The sequence below is a fragment of the Actinomadura soli genome, from assembly GCF_005889715.1.
In the GTDB taxonomy this organism is placed as follows: domain Bacteria; phylum Actinomycetota; class Actinomycetes; order Streptosporangiales; family Streptosporangiaceae; genus Spirillospora; species Spirillospora soli.
This window is the reverse complement of the sequence record NZ_VCKW01000015.1, coordinates 35,510-58,470: the sequence shown is the minus strand read 5'-3', so window position 1 is coordinate 58,470 and position 22,961 is coordinate 35,510. Positions and strand designations below refer to the sequence as shown.

Sequence of the window (22,961 nt, the reverse complement as noted above, 5' to 3'; positions counted from 1 at the left end):
CGCCCGCCGCCACCGCCGCACCCTGCTCGACCTCCTGGACGACCAAGCCCGCCGCCACGGCCTGCACACCACCACCCAACTGTCCATCCGCACCGACAACCCCACCCAGATCACCACCACCATGACCCGCCTACGCACCACACCCCCAGCAACCCTCGCCGGACACACGATCGAGACCCTCGACGACCTCGCCCACCCCACCGGCGGCCTGCCACCCACCAACGCCCTGCGATTCCACCTGACCGGAGGCGCACGCGTGATCATCCGCCCATCCGGCACCGAACCCAAACTCAAGTGCTACCTGGAACTCGTCCAACCCGTCACCGGCGACATCCCCGCAGCCCGCGCCCGCGCCACCGCCGAACTGGACACCCTCCGCCAAGCCCTCTCCACCGCCCTCAGCTGACCGCGCCCACGATCGCGACCACGACCAGCAGCGCCAGCGGGACGCCCAGCGCCGCCAGGGCCGGAACCGACCAGGTCACCGTCCCCCGCGCCGAGTCGTCCGCCGCCTCCTTCGCGGCGGCGGCCCGGTCAGGCGCCCCCGACCTGGTCCGCGGTCGCCGCCGGTCGCGGATCTCGTTCAGCTGCTGCGCCGCGTAGGCCGCCGGGGTCCGGCCCCGCAGGTCGAACTCCTGCTGCTCGCTCGCTTCCTTCCGCGCCCGAGCCTCGGCCTTCGCCTGCGCACGGGGCGACGTCTGGTGCACCCACGCCCGTGACTCGGTCTCCGCCCCGTCCGGGCCGGTGAACCGCACCTTCACGGCGTTCGTGCCCTCGATCCGGCGGACGGCGGCCCACGGCGCCCGGACGTCCCGCAGCGGGTTCCGGATCGTGACGGCGTCGTCGTCCCCCAGGATCGCGGGACGGAGCCCGACCGCGTACGCGATCCCGGAGCCGAGCAGCAGCAGCACGCCGATGCCGAACGTCATCGGCGTGTAGCTCGCGTCGCCGGTGATGCCGAACAGCAGGTCGGCGAGGTTCAGCGCGGCGAACACCAGCCACGCGTACGCCGCGACGCGCCCGCCGGTGGAACGAATGGTCACCATGGCTCGATCATGCCAGGGGCCGGGCGCCGCTCCACTTGAGCTGCGCGAAACCGGGCTTGATCACCCCGTTGATCAGTTCGAGCCGCTCGGTGAACGGCGCGAACGCCGACTTCATCGCGTTCACCGTGAACCACTGCAGGTCGTCCCAGCCGTAGCCGAACGCCTCGATGAGCTTCGCGAACTCGTGGGACAGCGTCGTCCCGCTCATCAGCCGGTTGTCGGTGTTCACGGTGACGCGGAAGCTCAGCCGCCGCAGCAGCCCGATCGGATGCTCCGCGATCGACTTCGCCGCGCCCGTCTGGATGTTGGACGTGGGGCACATCTCCAGCGGGATCCGCTTGTCGCGGACGTAGTCGGCGAGCCGCCCGAGCCGGGCCTCCTCGCCGTCCACCTTGATGTCGTCGATGATCCGCACCCCGTGGCCGAGCCGGTCCGCGCCGCACCACTGGATCGCCTGCCAGATCGACGGCAGCCCGAACCCCTCGCCCGCGTGGATGGTGAAGTGCGCGTTCTCCCGCTGCAGGTACTCGAACGCGTCCAGATGCCGGGTCGGCGGATATCCGGCCTCGGCGCCCGCGATGTCGAACCCGACGACGCCCGCGTCCCGGTACCGGACGGCCAGCTCCGCGATCTCCATGGACCGCGCCTGGTGCCGCATCGCCGTGACGAGCGTCCCGACCCGGATCCCGTGCTCGCGCCCGCCCCGCGCGAACCCGTCCAGGACGGCCTCGACGACCTGCTCCAGCGACAGCCCGTCCCGCAGATGCTGCTCGGGCGCGTACCGGACCTCCGCGTAGACGACGCCGTCCTTCGCCAGATCCTCCGCGCACTCGTACGCGACCCGCGTCAGCGCCTCGACGGACTGCATCACCCCGACGGTGTGCGAGAACGTCTCCAGGTACCGCTCCAGCGACCCCGAGTTCGCCGACTCCTCGAACCACGCGCGCAGGTTGCCGGCGTCCGTGGTCGGCAGGTCCCCGTATCCGGACTCCCGCGCCAGGTCCACGACGGTCCCGGGCCGCACGCCACCGTCCAGATGGTCGTGCAGCAACACCTTCGGCGCCCGCCGAACATCCTCAAGCCCCGGCCGAACATTCATCCCCCGAACTTACCCCCACCGGTCTTCGGACGAGCGCGAGAAACCGCTCCGTCGTCTCCACCGCGGCGGCGACAGCCCCGTGCAATGGACATCCATGGCCGAGCCTGAATCCTCGATGCTGGGCCGAGCGTCCACGCCGGCCCCCTCCCCCGCCCCACTACATCACCGACGAGCAGGGGGCGGGGAAGGTTCACGGGGTCAGCGGCTCAGGCGTTGGTAGCGGCGGACGGCGAGGGGCAGGAAGATCGCCGTGAGGACGACCGGCCAGACGACCGACATCAGCAGGGCGTGCTGCTCGATCCAGGTGTCGCCGACGGCGGCCGGGTTGCCGAACAGCTCGCGGGACGCCGTCACCGTGGCCGAGACCGGGTTCCACATCGCGATCGTGCCCAGCCAGTCCGGCATCAGGGACGGCGCCACGAACGCGCTGGAGATCATCGCGAAGGGGAACGCGACCGCGAACAGGCTTCCGGCCGCCTCCTCGTTGGGGACCAGGAGGCCCAGCAGGACGCCGATCCAGATCAGCGCGAAGCGCAGCAGGAGGAGGAGCCCGAAGGCGGTGAGGGTGTCGAGCACGCCGCCGCTGGAGCGCCAGCCGATCGCGAGCGCCGTCAGCCCCAGGACGACGAGGTCGAGGGACGCGCCGATCAGGTCGCCGACGCCGCGGCCGGTGACGACGGCGGACGGGGACATCGGCATCGACCGGAACCGGTCGGTGACGCCGCGGGAGCTGTCGTACACGACGACGTACGCGGTGTTCATGAAGCCCATCGCCATCGTCATGCCGAACATGCCCGGCATCAGGAACTCGCGGTAGTCGCCGCCGCCGGGGACGGACATCGCGCTGCCGAACACGTACCCGAACAGCAGGACGGACACGAGCGGGAACCCGAGCTGCCAGGCGATGTTGCTCGGCTGCCGGACGTAGTGGGTCAGGCCGCGCAGGACGATCGTCCAGCAGTCGGCCGCCGCCCAGTAGAGCCGCGCGCCGAGCGCGTCGTCATCGGCGGTCTTGGCCTGCACGTTCACGCTTTCACCTTCTCCTTCTCCGGGGCCTCGCCGGCGCTCTCGGCGCGGTGGCCGGTGAGGCGCAGGAACACCTCGTCCAGGGTGGGGCGGCGCAGGGCGATGTCCTCGACGCCGATGCCGTCGTCCTGGAGGGTGCGGGCGACCTCGGTCAGCGCGGCCACCCGCTCGGTGACGGGCGCGTGCACCCGCCCTGCCGTGGTGTCGACCTCCGGTTCGGCGGACGCGACGCGGGCGACGATCGCCGCCGCGGCGGACAGGTTCGCCGGGTCGGTGACGACGACCTCGATCCGGTCGCCGCCGATCAGGCGTTTCAGCGACTCGGGCGGGCCGTCGGCGATGACCTTGCCCCGGTCGAGGACGGCGATCCGCCCGGCGAGCTGGTCGGCCTCGTCCAGGTACTGCGTGGTCAGCAGGACGGTCGTGCCCTGCGCGACGAGCGACCGGACGGAGTCCCAGACCTCGTTGCGGCCGCGCGGATCCAGGCCGGTGGTCGGCTCGTCCAGGAACAGGACGTCCGGCGCGAGGATCATGCTGGCCGCGAGGTCGAGGCGGCGGCGCATCCCGCCGCTGTACTCCTTGAGGCCCTTGTCTGCGGCGTCCAGCAGGTCGAAGCGTTCCAGCAGCTCTTCGGCGCGTTCGGCGGCGCGTTTCTTGCCCAGGTGGAACAGGCGGCCGAACATGCGCAGGTTCTGCCGTCCGGTCAGGACCTCGTCCACGGCCGCGTGCTGCCCCGCCAGGCCGATCCGGCGGCGCACCTGCCGGGGGCGGGTGGCGACGTCCAGCCCGGCGACCTCGGCGCGGCCGCCGTCCAGCCGGACGAGCGTGGTCAGGATGCGGACGGCGGTGGTCTTGCCCGCCCCGTTCGGGCCGAGCAGGCCGTAGACCATGCCGCTCGGCACGGCGAGGTCGAAGCCGTCCAGTGCCCTTTTCTCTCCGTAGTTCTTGCGGATCCCCTCGGCGAGGATCGCGTGCTCCGGCATGCCGCCTCCTATTTCGCGTATGCCCTACGCAAATTAGCGTACACTATACTCGAAGTCGCGGCGGACCTTCGCGATAGCGTCGTGTCCCGGACGCCGGCGGGCGGCGCCGCACAGGGGAAGAGCAGGACGGACGATGGCAACGGAGCACGGCGACGACCGCGACCTCGGACGCAGCCTGAAGCTGCTGTGGGGTGACCGGACCCGGCCGCCGCGCGGCCGTCCGCCCGGGCTCACCCTCGACCGGATCGTCGCGGCGGCCGTCGAGGTCGCCGACGACCTCGCCCTCGCCGAGGGGCTCGAAGCGCTGTCGATGCGCCGCGTCGCGACGCATCTGGGCGTCGGCACGATGTCGCTGTACCGCTACGTCCCGGGCAAGAGCGAGCTGCTCGACCTCATGCTCGACCGCGTCATCGAGGGCCCCGCCGACCAGGAGCCGGAGCGGTGCGCGGACGAGGGGCACGGCTGGCGCCAGATCCTGGCCGCCGACGCCCGCGGCCACTACCGGCTCTGCCTGGACCATCCCTGGTACCCGTTCGTGGACCAGAGCCGCCCGCTCCTCGGCCCGAACTCCCTGCGCGGCCTGGACCGGCTGCTCGGCCGGATGCGCCGCTTCGGGTCCGACGACCGGACGCTGATGATGCTGATCGGCGTCCAGTACGACTACGTGAACGGCGTCGCGCGCAGCCACATCAACGAGCTCCGCGCCGTGGCGCGGACGGGCGTCACCAACGAGGAGTTCTGGGCTGAGCAGGGGCCGACGCTGGAGAGGGCCCTGAGCAGCGGCGACTTCCCGGTCATGGCCAGCCTCGACGAGAAGACCTTCGACTTCTCTCACGAGCAGCTCTTCGAGTTCGGCCTGGACCGCCTCCACGACGGTTTCGCGTCCCTCCTGGACACCCCCGCACGCTGAGGGCCGGGTCAGCCCGGGACGGGGAACGCGACGGGGCTGCGGTGGCCGTCGCGGTCGACGGCGCGGACGCCGAAGAACGCGTTGTCCTTGGACAGGTCGATCCGGACCCCGGTGACGTTCCCGACGGGGATGACGTGCGTCCAGTCGGGGCTGGTCGTCTCCCGCCACACGACCTCGTACCCGGCGAGGTCCGGCTCGGTGCCGCGGTCCCAGACCAGGTCGGTGTCGTTGGTGAGCTCGCTCGTGCGGACGCGGGCGTTCTTCGGCGTCCCGGGCGCCTGGGCGAGCGACCACAGCGCGGCGGCGTTCACCCTGGCGACACGGGCGATGTACGCGAAGTCGCAGAACTCGGGCAGGTCGCCGTACTGCTTGCCGTCCTCCACGCGGACGTCCTGGTGCTGGTGGGCGTAGTCCTCGTGGGGCTCGGTGAAGCGGGCGGCGGGGTAGTCCTGCTCCAGGTAGCCGATGTGGTCGCCGCCGCGCAGGTAGCGGTCGCGGCGGTAGATCGTCCGGACGTGCATGCCGGTCGCGTCGTTGTCGGCGACGGACGAGACGAACCGGGCGAGCTGCCGGGACGGGGAGTCGTTCTCGCCGCCGACCGCGCGCCGCACGTCGCCCTCGCTCGGGGACTCCGCGGTCGGCACGCCCTCGGCGAACAGCCGCAGCGAGCGGGGGTCGCGGGTCCCGTCGTCGGCGGTGCTGCTGCCCACGATGTCGTTGGTGAACATCCCCTGCACGTCCGCGCCGGCCGTCTTGTACTGCTTCGCCTGGTACCTGGCCCCGTACAGGCCCTGCTCCTCACCGGCCACGGCGGTGAAGACGATCGTGGCCTCCGGGCGGCGCTTCGCCATCACCCGGGCCAGCTCCATGACGACCGCGACGCCGGACGCGTCGTCGTCGGCCCCGGGCGCGTCCGACGTGGCGTCCATGACGTCGGTGACCCGCGAGTCGTAGTGGCCGGACACCACGTAGATCCGGTCGGGGCTCGCCGAGCCGCGCAGCGTCGCGACCACGTTGGTGATGCGGGTCGCGGCCGGGATGCGCGGCCCCGGCTCCTGGACGTAGGACTGCGGCTCGGCGGTCATCCGCCCGCCGGACGCGGCGGCGTACCGCTTCATCTCCGCGAGGATCCAGTCGCGGGCGGCGCCGATGCCGCGCGCCGGATCGTCCTGGACCGACAGGGTGTGCCGGGTGCCGAAGCTGACCAGCTTGCGGACGTTCGCCTCGACGCGGTCCTGGTCGATCTCGCGCAGCAGCGCGCGCAGCTCGGCGTCCGGGCGCTGGTCGGTGACGGGCCTGCCGGGGCCGTCCGGCCAGCCCGGCTCCTTCGCCGCCGCGGGGGCGGCGGTCAGCGCGACACCGGCGCCGGTGGTCGCGGTGACGGCGGCGGCCGCCGTCGACAGGGACAGGAACGTCCGGCGGCTGGCCGTGGTGGACGGCGGCCCGGCGGGAGATGAATGGTCGGCGGGGGATGCGTTGGTAGCCACCCATCGATCTTTCTCCGAATCCGGGCGGTGTCCAGGCCCAGACGCGACAGTCATCACCGGGCCCAGGTGTGAACAATTACGACGTTCAGCGAGACCGGCCGAATCGGCGGCGGATCCAGGAAGCCTCTTCGTGGCGTCCGCTCCGCTCCAGCGCTGTGATCAGGAGGTCGGCCGCCGCGCGGAGGCGCGGGACGAATTCGTCCGGCATCCGGTCGGCCAGCGCCTGGTAGTGCTGGACCGCGGATTGCGCACGGGCCAGGCACGCATCCAATTGCCCCGTGTGAAGGTGCAGCTTGGCCAGCTCGTAATCCACTCGGACCATTTCGGAGTGGAATTCGCCTTCGCGGGTCTGGCCGCGGTAGATGTCGGCGGCCTCGCGGAGTGCGGCCAGCGCGTCTTTGGCCTGTCCCGCCGCGACATAGCGATCCGCGGTCTCGGTGAGGGTGAGGGCCAGCGGGAAGTGGTATCCGTCCTCAGCCGATGCCAGTTTCCGATAGTTGGCGATGGCCTCCTCGGACGCCACGACGGCCTCCTCGATCCGGCCGAGGTCCGAATAGCACGCGGAGAGCGTGATGAGCGCCGGAGCCAGCAGCGATTCGCGGGGCGGGGGCTTTTCGGGGAGCGGGTGAGTCGCTTCGATCTCACGGCTCTGCACGCCGACGATATTCACCTCCTCGCGAGGCGATTCGCCGGGTGCACGGCCGGGGACCTGGCGGAACACGTCGACCGACTCCTGGGCGGCGGCCAATGCCTTCGATGGTGAGCCCAGGTGGGTGTGCTGAACGGCGAGTCCGCGCAGCAGGTCACCTAGCAATTTGCCGTGGGCGCCCAGGTCACGGTCGGCGAGAGGGCGGCAGATCGCGATGGATTCCTGGCAGGCCGCCAGCGCCTCCGTATGGCGGCGGAGCCTGCTGCAGAGGGCGGCGAATCTGCCGAGTGCCTCGGCCATTGACGGCGCCCACGTGTCGGCGGGCAGGCGGCGGTAGCAGGTCACGGCCTCGTCCATGGCCGCGAGTGCCGCCTCAAGGTCACCGGCCGCGGCAAAACTCTCCGCGAGATCCTCCAGCCTCTCCATCAGTGGCGGGGCGGGCGGAAGAGCCCGAAGGACCGCAACGGACTCCCTCTGCTGTTGCAGCGAAAGCGCGGCGTCACCTAGCCGGGAGCACGCGGTGGCGGAATTCCATAGCGCATCCGCCAAGAGCGGCCCGGACTCCTCCTCGTTGGATTCCTGGAGAAGACGTCCCAGCGACTCGGCCTCAGCGGCGGCCTCGCGCATCCGGGGCCAGTGGCCCACCTCGCCGTAGCGGCTCGCGAGAACATTCACCGCGGAAACGAGGCGCGGCAATACGGCACCGTCGCCCTGGGATATGCACTCGCGATAGCGGGCGACCGCGCGCTCGGCCTCCGCGACCGCGTCATCGCGCATCCCGATTTCGCCCAGCAGTTCCGCCAGCCGGACGTGCGACTCGGCGAGCTCGGACGGCTCGGCACGATCCCGCTCGGCCTCGATCCGGGCCCTGAGGGCATCGGCCTCGTCACGCCTGCCCTGAAGCCTCTCCATCCAATAGGTCAGGTCGACCGAACCGGCGCTACGTTTCAGTTCGTCACTGACCTGGTCCCTTTCGGACTGGAGCGCGAGGGCCGTCACGCGGTCGCCGGCGAGCGCGGCGCAGAGGAGCAGTGTGTTGAGGCGTGCGACGAGCATGTCGAGATGGGCGGCGCGATTGCGCTCCACGATTTTCCGGTGTTCGCGCAGCGCTTCGCGGGCCGCGCTCAGCGCCTCCTCTCGACGTCCGGCCACCCGGTGGCAGTGCGCGCTGAGGTCCAGCGCGCTTGACAGCAGATTCGTGTAGGAGTCCGGACGAAGGCGGGCCAAGGGACGAATGCCCGCGATCACCTCGTCCGCCAGTTCGGCCGCCTCTTCGGTCCGCCCGAACTGGAAGTAGATGGACGCCAGGTTGAACATCGGCGTGGCGCGCCGGGCGATACGTGACTCAGGGTCGGAGATGGGGAGCCGGCGGTGGATCTCCACCGCCTCCTCGGCGGCGGCGAGCGCGTCGGACGGGTTGCCGTCGTCCTCCATGTTGGCGATGGCGATTTCCGCCACGGCGGAGTACAACATTTCGAGGTGTGACGCCGAATCGTCGGCCCCGCTCCGCAGGAGGTCGCGTGCCTGGACGGCGAGTTCGACCGCCTCCGCCGCACGATTACGCGTCCGGTAGCTGACCGAGAGATTGGTCAGGGCATTCGCGAGCAGCGGCCCGAAAGTGTCCGGATCCTTTCGCGCGAGGTGGCGGTAGAGGGAAACGGACTCCTCCGCGGCGGCCAGGTCGGACAGCTTGCGGCCCGCTTCCCGCAGCGTGATGGCGTGCCTGCCCAGGGTCTCGGCGAGCTTGGGCTCGTACTGATCGGGATAGGTCGCCGCGGCCTCCCGGTAAGCCGCGGTGAGGTCCGTTGTGAGGCGCACCGCCAGCCCGGTCAGGAACTCCGACGGTCTCGGCATCGCCGTGAGCAGGCCCTCCAGGACCGCCGGAGGGTTCTCGATCTCATCGAGCAGCCCCTCGACCCGCCGCAGCACCTCCGCGGCCCTCGCGTCCCGGCCCGCGTTGGCCTCGCCCACCACGGCCCTGGCGAGGACGGTCAGGGCCTGCCCGCGCCGCCCCGGCGAAGCCGCGCCGACGACCTTCGGGACGAATGAGGCATTGCTCGCGGCCACTGCGGCGATGTAGAACTCGGCGACCCGATCGGGCTGGATCGTCCCCCAGTAGAACCCGCGGGCGGGCGGATACAGCTGGCGCAGCCATTCCGCCACGTTGTACCGCTTGTCCGGCGGCGTGCCGGGAATGCGCGCGACGGTCGCCAGAGCCTCGTCCTCGTCCAGCGCGCCGCACAGGACGGCGGCGGCGACGATGCGCTCCATGACGGAACTGGTCAGGTCGTCGAGTCGGAAGGACGATGCCGTGCGCCCCCAGTAGCGTTCCTCATGCCTGAGCAACGTCGCTTCCACCGGTTCGTTCGGAGAGGCCGGTGCGGGGTCGGGGCCCGCTTGGAGCAACGAGACAAGGGCGGCCATCTGCCATTCCAGCGGGGAGCCGGAACGGACCCGAACGTGCGGCGAGGCGGGCACGGATGCCGCGTGTTCCGTCCAGTCGACGTTCTCATGGCCGGGGACCTCCCCCAGCAGGCCGGCGAGCGCGCGAAGGTCCCGGCGGGCGGCGTCGGGATCGTCCGGCGGGCGCGGCGGCCCCAGCTCGATCTCCGGTGCCGAGGCCAGCAGTTCGTGCGTGACCGCGTCCGCCTGCCGTACCTCGGTCCGCCAGGGACCGCTGGTCCGGGCGACGAGCAGCAGCCGGACCTTCCGCCTCCCGCGCCGGACCACGTCGATGATCCGCCGCACCTGCCGGGGGCGCGCCTCCGCGTAGTCGACGACGATGAGCTGATCACCGTCGACGTGCCGGAAGGGGGTGACGTCCGGGTCGGGACGGTTCGGGTCGTCGGTCACATCGGCCCTGAGGTGCCCGGCCACCCAGCCCTCGTGGTGCCGGAGTTCCACCAGCCGCCGCGCGAGCCGTGTCTTCCCCTGCCCGCTGGGCCCGGTGAGCACCCGGATCGAGAGGCGTTCCGGGCTCGCGCACCAGGCCGTGAGGAGCTCGATCTCGTCCGCTCTGCCGTAGAACCCGACCGCCTCCACATCGGCGCGGAGCAGCATGGCGGGCGACCGCAGATCACGTTCCGGTAAGACGCCCGTGACGATCAGGCCGGTCAGCTCGGCGGCCTCCGCCCGCGGTGCCCAGCCCGTGCGGTCGTGGACGCACGCGGCGAACTCCTCGTCCACGACGAGCTCGTCGGTCCGGGTCGCGGTCAGGCGCGTGCCGTTCTCGGCCCGCCGGTCCCGGCGGACGACCCCCACCAGCAGGTCGTCGACGAACACCGCCGCACCCGACATTCCGGCCCAGGAGGACAGGTGCCCGCCTTCCCCGCGCGCCGGGAGGGCGTCCTGGCCGAGGATCTCGTACCGGCGCGCGAGATCCCCGGTGCCCCTGCTGATCGTGCCGGACAGCAGCTCGTCCCACCGGCCCGCGGGCTCCTTCTGCAACCGCGGGAATCCCCGTGCCGTGGCGGGACGTCCGGGAAGGGTGGTGGCGAGCCTGCCCCAGCGCTGCGGCGGCTGGGTCCGGACGTCGGCGAGGGACTCGGGCACCGGCCAGCCGGCGTCCGGGATCTCCAGCAGCGCGGCGTCGACGACCTCGTCGTACCGCTGCCAGCGGACGACGGCGTCCCACCGGACCGGGCCGGCGTCGGGCCTGCACACCGTCGGAGCGCCGCCCCTGATGACGTGCGCCGCCGTGAGGACCAGCCGAGGCCCCACGAGGTAGCCGCTGCCGAACGACGGACGCCCGTCCAGGCCACGGGCCCGGACCTGCACGGCGCGGTCGAATTCCACCCAGCCTCCCGGATTCCGTGCGGTCCCCCAGATTCCGTGCGGTCCCCTGGCTTCCGCCTAGGTTTCCGCGGCTCGGTGGGAGTGCTCAGTCATCGTCGTCGTCGCTGACCTCGACGTCACCGCCGGTGGCCGTGCGCGGCCGCATCCTGACCGTGACCTTGTGCGAGTTCCGGGAGGAGCGCTCGAGCTTCGCGTCCGCCGACACGACGGCGAACCGCAGGCCCCCGCCACCGCTGGTGGTCTTGACCAGCTCCGCCGCCAGTTCCACCGTGACCTCTTCCAGAAGGAACTTGATCCCCGCTGGACTCGCCTGCAACTGCGCCTGGACGACCTGATCTCGGAGCAGCTCGATCGCGTCGGGGAGGTCAAGGATTCCGTCGGGCAGCGGCTCTCGGTCCATCGTCGGCCCCCCGGGGCGGTTCGCGAACAATGACGCCTGACGTGCTCATCCTGACACGGCGACCCGGCGGAAGCGGGTGAATCCGGTGGAGATAGGTTCGGCGCCATGGCCTTCATCCACGAGACCACGATGACGCCGGGCAAGCTGGAGCTGCTCGCGGCGTGGCTGCCCGCGCGGCCGTGGTACGCGGGCTCGGCGGACGGGCCCGAGCTGTCCAGGTCGGGCGGTTTCCGGCTCGACGACCCGGAGGGCGCGGTCGGGATCGAGTTCATGGTGGTCACGGACACGTCCGGAGGCGCGCCCGTCGCCTACCACGTCCCGCTCAGCTACCGCGGCGCGCCTCTCAGCGGCGCCGACGGGACCGACAGCGCTGACGGGGCGCTCATCGGCACGTCCGAGCATGGTGTGCTCGGGCGGCGCTGGGTGTACAACGCCACCCGCGACCCCGTCGCCATCGGCCGGCTTCTCGCCCTGCTCCAGGGCCGGGCCGAGCCGCAGCACCAGAACCGGAGCGACACCCCTGACCCGTCCGTCACCAGCGACTTCACCGGCGACGGGCCTGTGGCCATGGCCGCGCTGACGTCCGTCGAGGACGCCGAGCACGGCACCGACATCACGGTGCGGACCGAGGCCGGCGACGCGCTGACCATCCGGGTCGTGCGCGTCCTCCGCGAGGATCAACCCGCGAACGCCCTGGGCTCCGTCACCGCCGGGTGGCGTTCACCGGACGGCGACCAGAACCGCGGGCCGTTCGCCGTCCTGAACGCCTGACCCTGCGGTCCCCCGCCACGGTCAGTGGGTGTCGGCCTTCGCGTACTCGCCGATGCCGCCGCCGAAGTCGAACGCGACGCACGGTTCGTCGCCGACGACCCACGCGTCATGGCCGGGCGTCACGACGAACACGTCGCCGGGCCCGACCTCCCCTTCGGCTCCGTCCTCCATGCGGATGCGCATTCGCCCCTGGACGACGTAGCCGTTGTGGTGCACCTGGCAGAGGTCCGTGCCCGCGATCTGCTTGACGGACTCCGACCAGCGCCAGCCGGGCTCGAACGTCGCCTTGCCGAACACCAGCCCGGACAGGTTGACGAGTTCCAGGTGCGCCCTGGGCATGTCCCGCCGGTCGTCCGGCTTATCGATGCTCTTGATTTCCAACATGATGAATCCCCCCTTCACCATCATTTCCACGCTTGCACCGGCCCTGACCTGCGTCAAGACGCTCGGCCGCCCGATGTGCCCGGTCGAGGTCAAGGATGGTTGGCAACTCAGGTTGACAGGACCCTTCTTGTCAACCTAGGTTGCTTGCATGTCGGGTATCGAGGTCCCCGCCACCGCGGACTCCGCCGAGGCACTGGCGTCCGTGGTGGCGCTGCGGCGGCTGGCCGACCGGCTGGAGGACGCCGCGGTCGAGCAGGCCATGCGGGCGGGCTGGACGTGGTCGGACGTCGCCGAGGCGCTCGGCATCACGCGCCAGGCGGTCCACAAGAAGCACGCCAAGCGGCTCATCGCCGCGGGCGTCGAGCTGCCGAGGAGGCGGTGATGTCGCAGGAGTTCGGCACGTACGTCAAGGCGGTCATGGAGCGCGCGGCGGACGAGGCGCAGCGGGCCGGGGCGGCGGCGATCGAGGCGGAGCATCTGCTGCTGGCGATGGCCGCCGAGCCGGAGAGCACGACGCGGCGGCTCCTGGATTCGGCCGGGCTCGATCACCGGGCGATCCGCGACGCGCTGGACGAGGAGTTCAGGCGGAGCCTGAGCGCGGCCGGAGTGATCGTGGACGACCGAGAACTTCCGCCGCCGAGCAGGTCTCCCAGGCGCCCGTCCCGAATAGGGGCCTCGGGCAAATTGGTCCTCGAACGGGGCGTCGCGGCGGTCGCCCATAAGAAGGATCTGCGGCCTGCGCATTTGCTGCTCGGTGTGCTGCGGCTCAATGCCGGGACCGTGCCGCGTGCGCTCGCTCTGGCCGGCGTCGACCGGAACGACCTCACCGCGCGAGTACGCCGATCACTGCCAGGCGAGGCCGGTCAACGATGACCACGGAAGCCATCGAAGTCGACGGACTCCGAATGCGATACGGCGCCAATGACGTCCTGCGTGACGTGACGTTCCAGGCGCATCGCGGAGAAGTGCTGGCTTTGCTGGGCCCCAACGGTGCCGGGAAGACCACCACGATCGAGATCCTGGAAGGCTTCCGGACGCGGTCGGCCGGACGGGTCACGGTGCTCGGCGCCGATCCGGCGGACGGCGACGAGCGTTGGCGGGCGCGGGTCGGCGTCGTCCTGCAATCGTGGCGCGACCATTCCAAATGGCGGGTGCGCGAGCTACTCGCCCACCAGGGCGCCTACTACGCCCGCCATTCCACCGCGCGGCGCCGGCGTCCTTGGGACACCGACGAGCTGATCGCGGCGGTGGGCCTGACCGAGCATGCCGGTAAACGGCTCAAGACGCTTTCCGGCGGGCAGCGGCGCCGGCTGGACGTGGCGATCGGCATGGTCGGCCGTCCCGAAATGCTGTTCCTGGACGAGCCCACCGCCGGTTTCGACCCGCAGGCGCGCCACGATTTCCACGACCTGATCCGGGACCTCGCCGCCGCGGGCGACACCACGATCCTGCTCACCACCCACGACCTTCCCGAGGCGGAGAAACTGGCCGGCCGCATCCTCATCCTCACCGAGGGACGGATCGTCGCCGACGGCACCGCCGAGGAGCTGGCCCGGCAGATCGTGGGCGAGGACGAAGTCCGCTGGACCCTCCACGGACAGCGCCACGAACGCACGGCCCGCGACTCGACCAGGTTCGTGTTCGACCTTTTCAAGGAGCACGGCGACGCCGTTTCCCACCTGGAAGTGCGGCCGTCGTCGCTGGAGAACACCTATCTCTCCCTCGTGCACCGCGCCGAATCCGGCGAGAAACGCACCGAATCCGGCGGGAAAGAGGCAGTGGCATGAACCCCGGCACGACAGCGCTCCGCGCGGGCTTCGCCCGCGGCCTGATCGAATTGCGCCAGGCATTCACCGGCTGGGACCTCGTCCCCCAATTCCTCTGGCCCACCGCGACGCTCGTGACCGTCTTCTTCCTCCGCGACGACCAGTTCGGGGACAGCGGATTCGACCTCGGCACCCTCATCCTGCCGAGCACGCTCGGAATGTTCGTCGCGACCGGCATGCTCCTGGTGATCCAGTACCTCACCGCGGAACGCGAGGACGGCACCCTTCTGCGCGCCAAGGCCACCCCGCACGGGATACGCGCCTACTACATCGGCAAACTCGTCACCTGTTCCGCGTCCATTCTGGTTTATCTGGCGATCCTCCTCGTCCCCGGGCTCTTCATCGTCGACGGGCTGCAATTCGGCGACGTCGAATCCTGGCTGACGCTCGCCTGGGTGCTGGCGCTGGGCCTGGTGGCGACCCAGTCCATCGGCGCCGTCCTCGGCTCGCTGATCTCCAGCCCACGCGCGGCCGGGCTGATGTCGCTGCCGGTCATGGCGCTGATCGCGATCTCCGGCATCTTCTACCCGAGCACCGCGCTGCCCGGCTGGCTGCGCTGGACCGCCGAGGTCTTCCCCGTCTACTGGCTCGGCCTCGGCATGCGCTCGGCGCTGCTGCCCGACGCCATGGCGGACGTCGAACCCGGCCATTCCTGGCGGCATCTGGAGACCTTCGGCGTCCTCGGGGCATGGGCGCTGGCCGGCGTCGTCCTCGCGCCGATCCTGCTGCGCCGCATGGCACGGCGCGAATCCGGTTCGCGCCTTGCCGAATACCGCGAAAAGGCGCTCCAGCGCGTCGGCTGACATGGGTCCGCGGGGAGGTCGCGCGGCCGTTGGTACGATTCGTTGCCGCCTCCCGCGGCCATCTGGACCACCCCGAAGAGGCGACGTGGATTATTTCTTCTACTGCCGTGACCGGCCGGAAAGCGCGGCACTGCGTTCGGAGCTGATCGAGGCTCACTGGACGTTCATGGACCGCTATGCCGAGACGATGATCGCGCGCGGTCCCACCCTCACGCCGGACGGCGAGCAGTCGACCGGCAGCCTGCACATCGTCGGCCTGCCCGACTCGGCGGCCGCGCGCGAGTTCGCGTTCGACGAGCCCAACTACCAGGCCGGTGTTTACCGTGAGGTCCTCGTCCGCCGCTGGCGGAACGTCCTGGGCCGCACCATGTGGCAGTTCACCGGAGCGGTGGCCGGATATCAGCGTTTCCTGATTCTCGCGCACGCCAAGCCGGAAACGGCCGCGTCTCGCGAATCCCTGGACGAGGCGCACCACGATTACCTCGAACGCGGCTACCGCGACCGCCTCATCGCCTACGGCCCGCTCTTCTCCGAGGACGGCGCCGAAGAGGACGGCGCCGAATGGGCGGGCACCGCCCTGATGGTCGAACTGCCGGACCGGACCGCCGCCGACGCCCTGATGGCGGACGAACCCTACGCCCGGAACGGCCTGTACGTGACCGTCGAGATCCACCACTGGGAATTCGGCGGCCGCAGGTGATCCCGGTCTCGGCACCACGGCCGATACGGCGGGCCGATCCGCGACGTATCGTCGCATTGTGATGCTGCTCTCGGTCAACATCGGCAAGCCCCGGACCAACCAGTGGAACAAGTCCGCGACGACGGGCATCGACAAGCGGCCGGTCGACGGCCCGATCATGGTCACCGCCCCGGAACCCGCGGCGCCAGGAGCGGTCGGCCTGGCCGGCGACAGGACGTTCAGCTCCGGTCACGGCGGGCCTGACCAGGCCGTCTATGCCTACGCGCGCGAGGATCTCGACGTCTGGCAGAACGAGCTCGGCAGGACCCTGCCCGACGGCGTCTTCGGCGAGAACCTCACCACCACCGGAATCGACGTCAACGGCGCATTGATCGGCGAGAGGTGGCGGCTGGGCTCCGAGGTCGTCCTGGAGGTGAGCCGTCCGCGGATTCCCTGCCGCACCTTCCAGGGCTGGCTGGACGAGGAGGGCTGGATCAAACGGTTCACCCGGACGGCCCGTCCAGGCACCTATCTGCGCGTGATCGAGCCGGGCGCGATCCGTCCCGGCGACCCCATCGAATTGGTGCACCGGCCCCAGCACGACGTGACCGTGGCCATTGCCTTCCGGGCCCTTACGGGTGAATCCGATCTGCTGCCGCGACTGCTGCCGCTCGAAGCCCTCCCAGAGGAACTGAGGGACAAGGCCCGGCGGCGAATCGCCTGAGAACGAGCCCGGCCCGGCCCGGCTCGGATCGGCTGATCCGATCCGGGCCGGGCCGTTCCAGGCCGGACGGGGACTCTCCGTGCGTCAGCTCGCGACGGCGTCGAACATGCCGGGCTCGTACGAGCCGCCCTTCATACGCGTGATCACACCGGTCCGGTTGGCCGCGTTGACCAGGGCGATCAGGGAGACCAGGGCGGCGATCTGGTTGTCGTCGTAGTGCTCGCGCACCTCGGCCCAGGTCTCGTCGGACACGCCGTGGTGGGCGTCCGCCAGCCGGGTGCCCTCCTCGGCGAGCGCCAGCGCGGCCCGTTCCGCATCGGTGAACACCGAGGACTCGCGCCAGGCGGCGACCAGGTTGATCCGGACCGCGGTCTCCCCCACCGCCGCGGCCTCCTTCGTGTGGAGGTCGACGCAGAAGCCGCAGCCGTTGATCTGGCTGGTGCGCAGCGACACCAGTTCCTGCGTGGACCTCGGCAGCGTCGACTGGTGGATCATCAGTCCGGCGGCGGCGAACCGCTTGGAGAACTTGGCGCCGAACTCGTTGGTCATCAGGTTGATACGGGGTTCCATGGCTTCTCCTCGCTCACGAGCTTGAATGCCGCGCCGACCGCCGGCGCGGCGTCCTGACGACATGGAGATGCCGGCCGGCCTGTCCCTGTGACGTCCCAGGTCGTGTGACGTGCGCCACCGGCCGCGGATGTCACAGACCGGCGGGGACCTGCGTCTCTTGGAGGGGACGACCGACAGCGAACGGGGAGGAACCGTCCATGAACAAGCCCGGCGACCGCGGCGAGCGAAGCATGGACGCCACCGGACCGCCCGGCGTCGAGGGCCGTCCGGACCCTGCCACCGAGGCGTTCATCACGCACCGCAACCTGCTCTTCACCGTGGCCTACGAGCTGCTCGGCTCGGCCGCGGACGCGGAGGACGTCCTCCAGGAGACCTGGCTCCGGTGGACGAACGTCGATCTCGCCACGGTGCGGGACCGGCGCGCCTACCTGGTCCGGATCACCACCCGCCAGGCGCTCACCCGGCTCCGGACGCTCGGCCGCCGCAAGGAGACCTACGTCGGCCCCTGGCTGCCCGAGCCGCTGCTGACCACGCCCGATCTGGCGGAGGACGTCGAGCTCGCCGAGAGCGTCTCGATGGCGATGATGCTGGTCATGGAGACGCTCACCCCGCTGGAGCGGGCCGTGTTCGTGCTCCGCGAGGTGTTCGACTTCGGGTACGACGAGATCGCGGGGGCCGTGGAGAAGAACCCGGCCGCCGTCCGGCAGATCGCCCACCGGGCGCGGGCCCATGTCGCCGCGCGCCGTCCGCGCGGAGTCACCTCGCCGGACGAGACCCGGGGCGCCCTCGATGCGTTCCAGCGGGCCGTCGAGACGGGCGACGTGCAGGGCCTGCTGGACATCCTCGCGCCGGACGTCGTCGTGATCGGGGACGGCGGCGGGGTCAAGCAGGCCGTGCTGCAGCCCGTCGTCGGCGCGGACAAGGTGGCCCGCCTGCTCACCGGGGGCCTCGCCAAGGTCGACGCCGTCAAGACGGTCGAACCGGTGCAGATCAACGGCGGTCCGGCCCTGCTCCTCCGGCTCGACGGGGAACTCGACGGCGTGCTCGCCATGCGGTTCGACGACGGCCTGGTCAGCGGCTGCTACTACGTGCGCAATCCCGCGAAGCTGTCGCGCGTGGAGCGGGAGACCGCGGTGACCCGCTAGGCCCGTCCGGTCTCCACCGCCAAAGCGGCCCCGCCGCCAAAGCGGCCCCAACGCCAAAGCCCGGGGGCCTGGCTCGGCCCCCGGGTGCCTGACGAAGGATCTACGCGGGGATCTCTCTGAGCACGCGCGAACCCCAGGGGCACCAGGTCAGGCCGGGCAGGAACGCGCCGCCCGCCTCGTCGAGGTGCTCTTCCACGTAGGCGATGGACGCGTCGCAGACCTCGGTGGCGATCTCGAAGAACTGGATCGTCGCCGGGTCGAGGTGGTAGCTCCAGCCGGGGTTGTACGGCGCCGGCTGCTTGACGATCTTGCCCATGACCTGGGGGTTGTCGGTGGCGGTGCCGTTGATCAGGTCGCGGGCGTGCTGGATCTCGGCGGGGTCGGTGAGTTCGATGACGGCTTCGTCCTGGCCGGCCATGTCCGTGAAGACGAAGTGGGCCGCGGCCGTCGGGGCGGCGTCGGCCGGACGGACGGCTGCCATGACAAGCAGCCCGGCTAAGGCCACGGCCATGGCTCCTGCGATCGCTCGCGGGCCCCTGTTCGTCGTCTGGTGCACGAGATACCTCCGGTCGGTCGTGAAGAGAACACGGGGTGCTACGACTTGATCATCACACGCCCGGACGACGTCCCATCGGGTCCGCCGACCTGACCCTTCGCGTCCAGCCGCTGGCCCTCCGCACCGACCTGCTCACTAACCTCCGACCAAGGGCCGATTCCGGTCATTCAACCCCCTCGCCATCACGGGTGGGCGCCCACTCGCACCAGCACCTATTCCGATGAGCGACGTCATGCAGAAAGGCATCGACATAGGCGCCGGAAAGTAAGAGGAATCGCGCCCTATCCGCGCCTGAGAACAGAACGGCGGGACGCCCAGGGGCCGGACCTGGCATCACCGGCCCCTGGGCGAATGGATGCGACGCCGCACCGCGAAATTGTTACGGCGCGTGGATCTCCCTGATCAGGCGGGACGTCCAGGGGCACCAGACCAGGCCGGGCAGGAACGCGCCGCCCGCCTCGTCGAGGTGGTCTTCGACGTAGGGAATGGTCGCGTCGCAGACCTCGATGGCGACGTCGAAGAAGTCGATCGTGTCCGGGTTGTAGTGGTAGCTCCAGCGCGGGTTGTAGTCCGCCTGGCGCTTGAGGATCCGGCCGACGACGTGGGGCCTGTCGTAGGTCTCACCGTTGACCAGGTCCCGGGCGTGCTGGATCTTGGCGGGGTCGGTGAGCTTGAGGACGGCCTCCTCCCGGGTGATGTCGGTGAAGACGAAGTAGGCCGCCGGGTCGGCGCTGGCGGGCGTGGCGTTGGCGAACGTCAGCGGCACGACGACGGCCAGGGCGACGGCTCCGGCGATCGCCCGGACGCGCATCTTCGCCGTCCGCAGCGCGGACGGTGGGGTGAACTTGTACACGTTCCCTCCGTAGGGTTCCGACGGGCCGCTGTGGCGCGACCCGACCGCTACTTACCCAACGAAGTCGATCAACTACTATCCGTGTCATTTTCCGGCCATGCGCACGGTTGAGACCGTGGCGCCACTGGACATAATCGGGGTCACGTTCGCTCTCACCTGTCAGCAGGAGGGGTCGCCATGTCCGTCCGCCGGGTCATGCCCGATATCCGATCCGAGGCCATCGAGGAGAGCCGCGACTTCTACGGCCTCCTGGGGTTCGAGGAGGTCATGGACCACGGCTGGGTCGTGACGCTCGCCTCCCCGTCCAACCCCACGGCGCAGGTCACCTTCATGACCCACGACAAGACCGCGCCGGTCGTGCCGGACATGAGCGTCGAGGTGGACGACGTGGACGCGGCCTACGCGCTGATTCAGGAGAACGGCGCGGAGATCGTCCACCCCCTGCAGGACGAGGAGTGGGGAGTGCGCCGGTTCTTCGTCCGCGACCCCAACGGCCGCGTGGTCAACGTGCTGAGCCACCGATGAACACCAAGGCCACGCTGGTCACGGGATTAGGCGTCGTCGCCGCCCTGCCCCTCCTGACCTCTCCCCCTGCGTCCGCGACCCCGCCGCACGGCGCTCCCACGATCGAGATCGCGACCGTCAACGGGTCGGGTTGCCGCCCCGAGACCGTGACGGCCACCCCCGAACCCAACGGTTTCACCATCAGGTACAGCGATTACTCGGCGAAGATCGGCGGCGATTCCCTCCCGACGGACTTCCGGAAGAACTGCCAGGTCAACCTGGAGATCATCCCCCCGGAGGGCTTCACGTACGCGGTGATGCGCATCGACTATCGCGGCTCGGCCCAATTGGCACCCGATTCGACGGGCGTCCTCAAGGCGTCGTATTACTACGCGGGCTCCCCGGCGCAAACGCCGACCTTCCGCTCGTTCAAGGGCCCCTTCTCCGGCGCCTGGCCGGTCACCGAGGTGATCGACCCCAGCCGGTTCATCTATGTACCGTGCGGCGAGAAGCGCAATCTGAACGTTTCCACGGAACTGCGTCTCACCGCCCCCGACCGGACCAGGACGAGCACCCTGGACATGCACTCCGACCCCGGCAGCACCTACCACTTCGCATGGCGGACCTGCCCGCGCCCCGGCGGCCCGGCAGGTTGAATGTGAAAAGGAAACAGAATATCAATTAACATTGACGATTTCCTGCCGCCCAATTACTCTGGCGAAGGATTCACGGGCCCACCAGGATCACCGCACCGGTGCCGGACCACCGGCACGGCTCCCGCTCCCGCCCGCCTGGAAGGCTGCCCATGTCGATGAAGAAGACAGGACGCACGGTATTCACCGCGATGTGCGCCACATTCGCCCTCGCCGCCCTGACCACAACCCCCGTGGCCGCCGAGGTCTCTGATCCCCCACCTGGCAGTTTGACCGTCGAGGTGGCGAGCGTCGGCGGCCCGGGCTGCCGGACCGGAACGACGGCGGTCGCCATTTCAGACGACAAAAGCCGCATGACCATCACACGGGAGAACATCCGCGCAGAGGCAGGCGGCACGTCGAACCCGTCGGCCGCTCGGGTGAACTGCATGCTCTCCGTCAGAGTCCACATTCCGGCGGACTACACCTACGCCATCAGGACGTTCGACTACCACGGCTACGCGCACCTGGAGTCCGGCGCATCAGGTGTTCTGAGATCAGTAGCCTCCTTCCAGGGCATGCCGAACCCGTCGCCGAGAACCTTCACCCTCAATGGCCCCTTCTTCGATAACTGGCAGTGGGTCGTTCCCGACAGCGGTCCGGTGTACAAGCCTTGCGGCGAACAGCGCACTCTCAACCTTTCCGCCGACTTGCGGGTCCTGCTCGGCACGTCCGACCCGTCCAAGAAGAGCTACATGGAGACGGACGGACGAGAAGTCTACGAATTCATCTGGAAAAAGTGCCCCATCACCTGAGCACGGCACCGGGCCCGACCTGAAAGGCCGGTCATGACGGAGACAGGGCGGACAGCGCTGGCGACCATCAGCGCCGCGTTCGTGCTGCCCGCCCTGATCTCCACCGCCGCGGCCGCCGATCCCCCACCTGGCGAGATCGCCATCGAGTTGCGGACCATCAGCGGCTCAGGCTGCTCGTACGACACGGTGGATCTCCACTTGGCGGACGACCTCACGAGCTTCAGCCTCGCGCGAAAGGCCATGCGCGCTGAGACCGGCGGCACCGCGGACCCGGCGGACGCCCGCAGAACCTGCCAGATCAGCATGGTCGTTTACACCTTCCAAAGCGGCAGGTACACCTGGGGCATCAGGCCACCCGCCCCTAACGGCTCCGCGCACCTGGAGTCCGGCGCATCAGCCGTTCTGACGTCACGAGCCCATTTTCAGGGCACGCCCGAGCCGCAGCCGAGGACGGACACCCTCAAAGGCCCTTCTCCGGCGACTGGCGATTCGCCGCACCCGACGACGTCCCGCCCTTCGAACCGTGCGGCGCGCAACGCGTCCTCAACCTCTCCACCGAGTTGCGAGTCGACGCCGGCACCTCCGACAAGTCCAAGACCAGCCACGTGGCAATGGGCAAAGAAGAGGTCTACGAATTCTCCTGGAAACGGTGCTAGGCCAGCCTCGGCAGGAGGGTGAAGGCGAACGCACGACACGCCTTGCGCGTGAGCCCGACCTCGCATTTCACGCGGCGCTCGACGGCGCGCCTGCTGAGCCCGAGCCCCTGACCGATCAAGCGATCGGGCCTGAGCGGCACGGGAGCCTCGAATGCGACCTCGACGCACACCGGCCAGTCCGCGTCGAGCGACGGAACCTCCGGCGTATCGAGATACCACGCGCCGTCCCAATCCAGCGTGAACCGGTTGCGACGGGCGACCTGCGGATCCAGGAGCACCCGCTCGACGAGTCGCGGGGCGTTCTTCTCGAACGCGCGCAGCCGGCCGACCGAGCGGACCGGAACGCGCTCATGAACCGCGATCTTCGACGTCGCGCCGCAACGAACGCAGTCGACCAGCAGCCACACGTCGAGAAGCTTCTTGTTGGCGTTGACGCGAAACATCCGCCGTTCGGCCGTGGCCGTCGTCGCACCGCACTCCAGGCACCGCAGAGAAAACAGAGGCAGGCGGACGCACCGCACTGCCCAGGACAGCACGGAACAGTCTTTATGGGCTTGTGAAGACACGATCTCTCTAGACCAGATACAAGGCCGCGCTCAGACGGCCGGAAACGCTAAAAGAGCCGGGGGCACCCCGGCAGAGACCGAC

25 protein-coding genes and 2 pseudogenes are annotated in these 22,961 nt (G+C 70.1%); 14 read left to right on the top strand and 13 right to left on the bottom strand.

Annotation, left to right across the window (positions count from 1 at the left end):
- Window positions 1-406 (top strand): annotated as a pseudogene (locus tag ETD83_RS04890) (phospho-sugar mutase); the annotation flags it as partial.
- Here the strand turns inward: ETD83_RS04890 and ETD83_RS04885 are convergent.
- From ETD83_RS04885 to ETD83_RS04870, 4 genes are all read right to left on the bottom strand, one after another.
- The gene (locus ETD83_RS04885) at window positions 399-1,046 is read right to left on the bottom strand and encodes a PH domain-containing protein (RefSeq protein WP_138643825.1); all 648 of its coding nucleotides are present in this window, start codon (window positions 1,044-1,046) and stop codon (window positions 399-401) included. The pseudogene ETD83_RS04890 and the gene ETD83_RS04885 overlap by 8 nt on opposite strands.
- 7 nt (window positions 1,047-1,053) lie before the next feature.
- Window positions 1,054-2,145 carry an adenosine deaminase gene (locus tag ETD83_RS04880; RefSeq protein ID WP_138643824.1) on the bottom strand — a complete coding sequence of 364 codons (1,092 nt, stop codon included), beginning with the start codon at window positions 2,143-2,145 and terminating at the stop codon, window positions 1,054-1,056.
- Window positions 2,146-2,343: 198 nt separating this feature from the next.
- Window positions 2,344-3,174, bottom strand: coding sequence for an ABC transporter permease (locus tag ETD83_RS04875; protein WP_205717496.1), 831 nt, complete (start codon window positions 3,172-3,174; stop codon window positions 2,344-2,346).
- Complete coding sequence (locus ETD83_RS04870) at window positions 3,171-4,154, bottom strand: ATP-binding cassette domain-containing protein (protein ID WP_138643823.1); 984 nt, start codon at window positions 4,152-4,154, stop codon at window positions 3,171-3,173. Before ETD83_RS04870 ends, ETD83_RS04875 begins: the two co-directional genes overlap by 4 nt.
- A 133-nt stretch (window positions 4,155-4,287) precedes the next feature.
- Here ETD83_RS04870 and ETD83_RS04865 point away from each other — a divergent pair, with 133 nt between their 5' ends.
- Window positions 4,288-5,064, top strand: a complete 777-nt coding sequence (locus ETD83_RS04865; RefSeq protein ID WP_138643822.1) for a TetR/AcrR family transcriptional regulator — start codon at window positions 4,288-4,290, stop codon at window positions 5,062-5,064.
- A gap of 8 nt (window positions 5,065-5,072) precedes the next feature.
- On the opposite strand, the gene ETD83_RS04860 is transcribed toward ETD83_RS04865, so the two are convergent.
- The 3 genes from ETD83_RS04860 to ETD83_RS04850 all read right to left on the bottom strand — a co-directional run bounded on the left by ETD83_RS04860 (window position 5,073) and on the right by ETD83_RS04850 (window position 11,395).
- Complete coding sequence (locus ETD83_RS04860) at window positions 5,073-6,551, bottom strand: M28 family metallopeptidase (protein ID WP_205717495.1); 1,479 nt, start codon at window positions 6,549-6,551, stop codon at window positions 5,073-5,075.
- Between the two features lie 85 nt (window positions 6,552-6,636).
- A complete protein-coding gene (locus ETD83_RS04855; RefSeq protein WP_138643820.1) occupies window positions 6,637-10,995 on the bottom strand; it encodes a trypsin-like peptidase domain-containing protein in 4,359 nt (1,452 codons plus the stop codon).
- 85 nt (window positions 10,996-11,080) lie between these two features.
- Window positions 11,081-11,395 (bottom strand): trypco2 family protein, encoded by a 315-nt coding sequence (locus tag ETD83_RS04850; RefSeq protein ID WP_138643819.1) that lies wholly within the window; start codon window positions 11,393-11,395, stop codon window positions 11,081-11,083.
- A gap of 105 nt (window positions 11,396-11,500) precedes the next feature.
- On the opposite strand from ETD83_RS04850, the gene ETD83_RS04845 reads away from it, so the two are divergent.
- Entirely contained in the window at window positions 11,501-12,166 is a 666-nt protein-coding gene (locus ETD83_RS04845; protein WP_138643818.1) for a maltokinase N-terminal cap-like domain-containing protein, read from the top strand.
- Window positions 12,167-12,187: 21 nt separating this feature from the next.
- Here the strand turns inward: ETD83_RS04845 and ETD83_RS04840 are convergent, their stop codons facing one another.
- A complete protein-coding gene (locus ETD83_RS04840; RefSeq protein WP_138643817.1) occupies window positions 12,188-12,550 on the bottom strand; it encodes a cupin domain-containing protein in 363 nt (120 codons plus the stop codon).
- A gap of 148 nt (window positions 12,551-12,698) precedes the next feature.
- On the opposite strand from ETD83_RS04840, the gene ETD83_RS04835 reads away from it, so the two are divergent.
- The 6 genes from ETD83_RS04835 (at window position 12,699) to ETD83_RS04810 (ending at window position 16,582) form a co-directional block, all read left to right on the top strand.
- Window positions 12,699-12,932, top strand: coding sequence for a hypothetical protein (locus ETD83_RS04835; RefSeq protein WP_138643816.1), 234 nt, complete (start codon window positions 12,699-12,701; stop codon window positions 12,930-12,932).
- Window positions 12,932-13,423 carry a Clp protease N-terminal domain-containing protein gene (locus ETD83_RS04830; RefSeq protein WP_138643815.1) on the top strand — a complete coding sequence of 164 codons (492 nt, stop codon included), beginning with the start codon at window positions 12,932-12,934 and terminating at the stop codon, window positions 13,421-13,423. Before ETD83_RS04835 ends, ETD83_RS04830 begins: the two co-directional genes overlap by 1 nt.
- A gap of 32 nt (window positions 13,424-13,455) precedes the next feature.
- Window positions 13,456-14,337, top strand: a complete 882-nt coding sequence (locus ETD83_RS04825) for an ABC transporter ATP-binding protein (protein WP_407921470.1) — start codon at window positions 13,456-13,458, stop codon at window positions 14,335-14,337.
- The gene (locus ETD83_RS04820) at window positions 14,334-15,179 is read left to right on the top strand and encodes an ABC transporter permease (protein WP_138643813.1); all 846 of its coding nucleotides are present in this window, start codon (window positions 14,334-14,336) and stop codon (window positions 15,177-15,179) included. The genes ETD83_RS04825 and ETD83_RS04820 overlap by 4 nt, the downstream gene beginning before the upstream one ends.
- Window positions 15,180-15,264: 85 nt before the next feature.
- A complete protein-coding gene (locus ETD83_RS04815) occupies window positions 15,265-15,879 on the top strand; it encodes a YciI family protein (RefSeq protein ID WP_138643812.1) in 615 nt (204 codons plus the stop codon).
- A 61-nt stretch (window positions 15,880-15,940) separates the two neighbouring features.
- On the top strand, window positions 15,941-16,582 hold the full coding sequence (locus ETD83_RS04810; RefSeq protein ID WP_205717500.1) for an MOSC domain-containing protein: 642 nt from the start codon (window positions 15,941-15,943) through the stop codon (window positions 16,580-16,582).
- A gap of 84 nt (window positions 16,583-16,666) precedes the next feature.
- Here ETD83_RS04810 and ETD83_RS04805 read toward each other — a convergent pair whose 3' ends face one another.
- Window positions 16,667-17,152 (bottom strand): carboxymuconolactone decarboxylase family protein, encoded by a 486-nt coding sequence (locus ETD83_RS04805; protein WP_138643810.1) that lies wholly within the window; start codon window positions 17,150-17,152, stop codon window positions 16,667-16,669.
- Window positions 17,153-17,349: 197 nt separating this feature from the next.
- Between ETD83_RS04805 and ETD83_RS04800 the strand changes: the two genes are divergently transcribed.
- Window positions 17,350-18,297 (top strand): RNA polymerase sigma-70 factor, encoded by a 948-nt coding sequence (locus ETD83_RS04800; RefSeq protein WP_230420681.1) that lies wholly within the window; start codon window positions 17,350-17,352, stop codon window positions 18,295-18,297.
- 100 nt (window positions 18,298-18,397) lie between these two features.
- Here the strand turns inward: ETD83_RS04800 and ETD83_RS04795 are convergent, their stop codons facing one another.
- Together ETD83_RS04795 and ETD83_RS04790 are read right to left on the bottom strand one after the other, a co-directional pair.
- Window positions 18,398-18,808, bottom strand: a complete 411-nt coding sequence (locus ETD83_RS04795; protein WP_138643809.1) for a BP74-related protein — start codon at window positions 18,806-18,808, stop codon at window positions 18,398-18,400.
- Between the two features lie 424 nt (window positions 18,809-19,232).
- Window positions 19,233-19,706 (bottom strand): BP74-related protein, encoded by a 474-nt coding sequence (locus ETD83_RS04790; protein WP_230420680.1) that lies wholly within the window; start codon window positions 19,704-19,706, stop codon window positions 19,233-19,235.
- Window positions 19,707-19,883: 177 nt separating this feature from the next.
- Here ETD83_RS04790 and ETD83_RS04785 point away from each other — a divergent pair, with 177 nt between their 5' ends.
- From ETD83_RS04785 to ETD83_RS04775, 3 genes are all read left to right on the top strand, one after another.
- Window positions 19,884-20,231, top strand: a complete 348-nt coding sequence (locus ETD83_RS04785) for a VOC family protein (protein WP_138643808.1) — start codon at window positions 19,884-19,886, stop codon at window positions 20,229-20,231.
- Entirely contained in the window at window positions 20,228-20,866 is a 639-nt protein-coding gene (locus tag ETD83_RS04780) for a DUF4360 domain-containing protein (RefSeq protein WP_138643807.1), read from the top strand. Before ETD83_RS04785 ends, ETD83_RS04780 begins: the two co-directional genes overlap by 4 nt.
- A 149-nt stretch (window positions 20,867-21,015) precedes the next feature.
- Window positions 21,016-21,657 carry a DUF4360 domain-containing protein gene (locus ETD83_RS04775; RefSeq protein WP_138643806.1) on the top strand — a complete coding sequence of 214 codons (642 nt, stop codon included), beginning with the start codon at window positions 21,016-21,018 and terminating at the stop codon, window positions 21,655-21,657.
- On the opposite strand, the gene ETD83_RS44205 is transcribed toward ETD83_RS04775, so the two are convergent.
- Window positions 21,621-21,962 (bottom strand): hypothetical protein, encoded by a 342-nt coding sequence (locus tag ETD83_RS44205; protein WP_230420679.1) that lies wholly within the window; start codon window positions 21,960-21,962, stop codon window positions 21,621-21,623. The two genes, ETD83_RS04775 and ETD83_RS44205, sit on opposite strands and share 37 nt — an antisense overlap.
- Between ETD83_RS44205 and ETD83_RS45850 the strand changes: the two are divergent.
- Window positions 21,844-22,313: pseudogene (locus ETD83_RS45850) on the top strand (DUF4360 domain-containing protein). The gene ETD83_RS44205 and the pseudogene ETD83_RS45850 overlap by 119 nt on opposite strands.
- Here the strand turns inward: ETD83_RS45850 and ETD83_RS04765 are convergent.
- A complete protein-coding gene (locus ETD83_RS04765; protein WP_171064018.1) occupies window positions 22,310-22,849 on the bottom strand; it encodes a DUF1062 domain-containing protein in 540 nt (179 codons plus the stop codon). The pseudogene ETD83_RS45850 and the gene ETD83_RS04765 overlap by 4 nt on opposite strands.
- Window positions 22,850-22,961 lie beyond the last annotated feature (112 nt).

Excerpts from the sequence above, each read along its gene's own strand:
- ETD83_RS04850 (WP_138643819.1), bottom strand. The coding sequence starts at position 11,395 with ATGGACCGAGAGCCGCTGCCCGACGGAATCCTTGACCTCCCCGACGCG.
- ETD83_RS04845 (WP_138643818.1), top strand. The coding sequence starts at position 11,501 with ATGGCCTTCATCCACGAGACCACGATGACGCCGGGCAAGCTGGAGCTG.
- ETD83_RS44205 (WP_230420679.1), bottom strand. The coding sequence starts at position 21,962 with ATGCTGATCTGGCAGGTTCTGCGGGCGTCCGCCGGGTCCGCGGTGCCG.
- ETD83_RS04830 (WP_138643815.1), top strand. The coding sequence starts at position 12,932 with ATGTCGCAGGAGTTCGGCACGTACGTCAAGGCGGTCATGGAGCGCGCG.
- ETD83_RS04835 (WP_138643816.1), top strand. The coding sequence starts at position 12,699 with ATGTCGGGTATCGAGGTCCCCGCCACCGCGGACTCCGCCGAGGCACTG.
- ETD83_RS04780 (WP_138643807.1), top strand. The coding sequence starts at position 20,228 with ATGAACACCAAGGCCACGCTGGTCACGGGATTAGGCGTCGTCGCCGCC.
- ETD83_RS04820 (WP_138643813.1), top strand. The coding sequence starts at position 14,334 with ATGAACCCCGGCACGACAGCGCTCCGCGCGGGCTTCGCCCGCGGCCTG.
- ETD83_RS04880 (WP_138643824.1), bottom strand. The coding sequence starts at position 2,145 with ATGAATGTTCGGCCGGGGCTTGAGGATGTTCGGCGGGCGCCGAAGGTG.
- ETD83_RS04870 (WP_138643823.1), bottom strand. The coding sequence starts at position 4,154 with ATGCCGGAGCACGCGATCCTCGCCGAGGGGATCCGCAAGAACTACGGA.
- ETD83_RS04785 (WP_138643808.1), top strand. The coding sequence starts at position 19,884 with ATGTCCGTCCGCCGGGTCATGCCCGATATCCGATCCGAGGCCATCGAG.
- ETD83_RS04810 (WP_205717500.1), top strand. The coding sequence starts at position 15,941 with ATGCTGCTCTCGGTCAACATCGGCAAGCCCCGGACCAACCAGTGGAAC.
- ETD83_RS04800 (WP_230420681.1), top strand. The coding sequence starts at position 17,350 with ATGAACAAGCCCGGCGACCGCGGCGAGCGAAGCATGGACGCCACCGGA.
- ETD83_RS04805 (WP_138643810.1), bottom strand. The coding sequence starts at position 17,152 with ATGGAACCCCGTATCAACCTGATGACCAACGAGTTCGGCGCCAAGTTC.
- ETD83_RS04775 (WP_138643806.1), top strand. The coding sequence starts at position 21,016 with ATGTCGATGAAGAAGACAGGACGCACGGTATTCACCGCGATGTGCGCC.
- ETD83_RS04795 (WP_138643809.1), bottom strand. The coding sequence starts at position 18,808 with ATGGCCGTGGCCTTAGCCGGGCTGCTTGTCATGGCAGCCGTCCGTCCG.
- ETD83_RS04840 (WP_138643817.1), bottom strand. The coding sequence starts at position 12,550 with ATGTTGGAAATCAAGAGCATCGATAAGCCGGACGACCGGCGGGACATG.
- ETD83_RS04865 (WP_138643822.1), top strand. The coding sequence starts at position 4,288 with ATGGCAACGGAGCACGGCGACGACCGCGACCTCGGACGCAGCCTGAAG.
- ETD83_RS04825 (WP_407921470.1), top strand. The coding sequence starts at position 13,456 with ATGCGATACGGCGCCAATGACGTCCTGCGTGACGTGACGTTCCAGGCG.
- ETD83_RS04885 (WP_138643825.1), bottom strand. The coding sequence starts at position 1,046 with ATGGTGACCATTCGTTCCACCGGCGGGCGCGTCGCGGCGTACGCGTGG.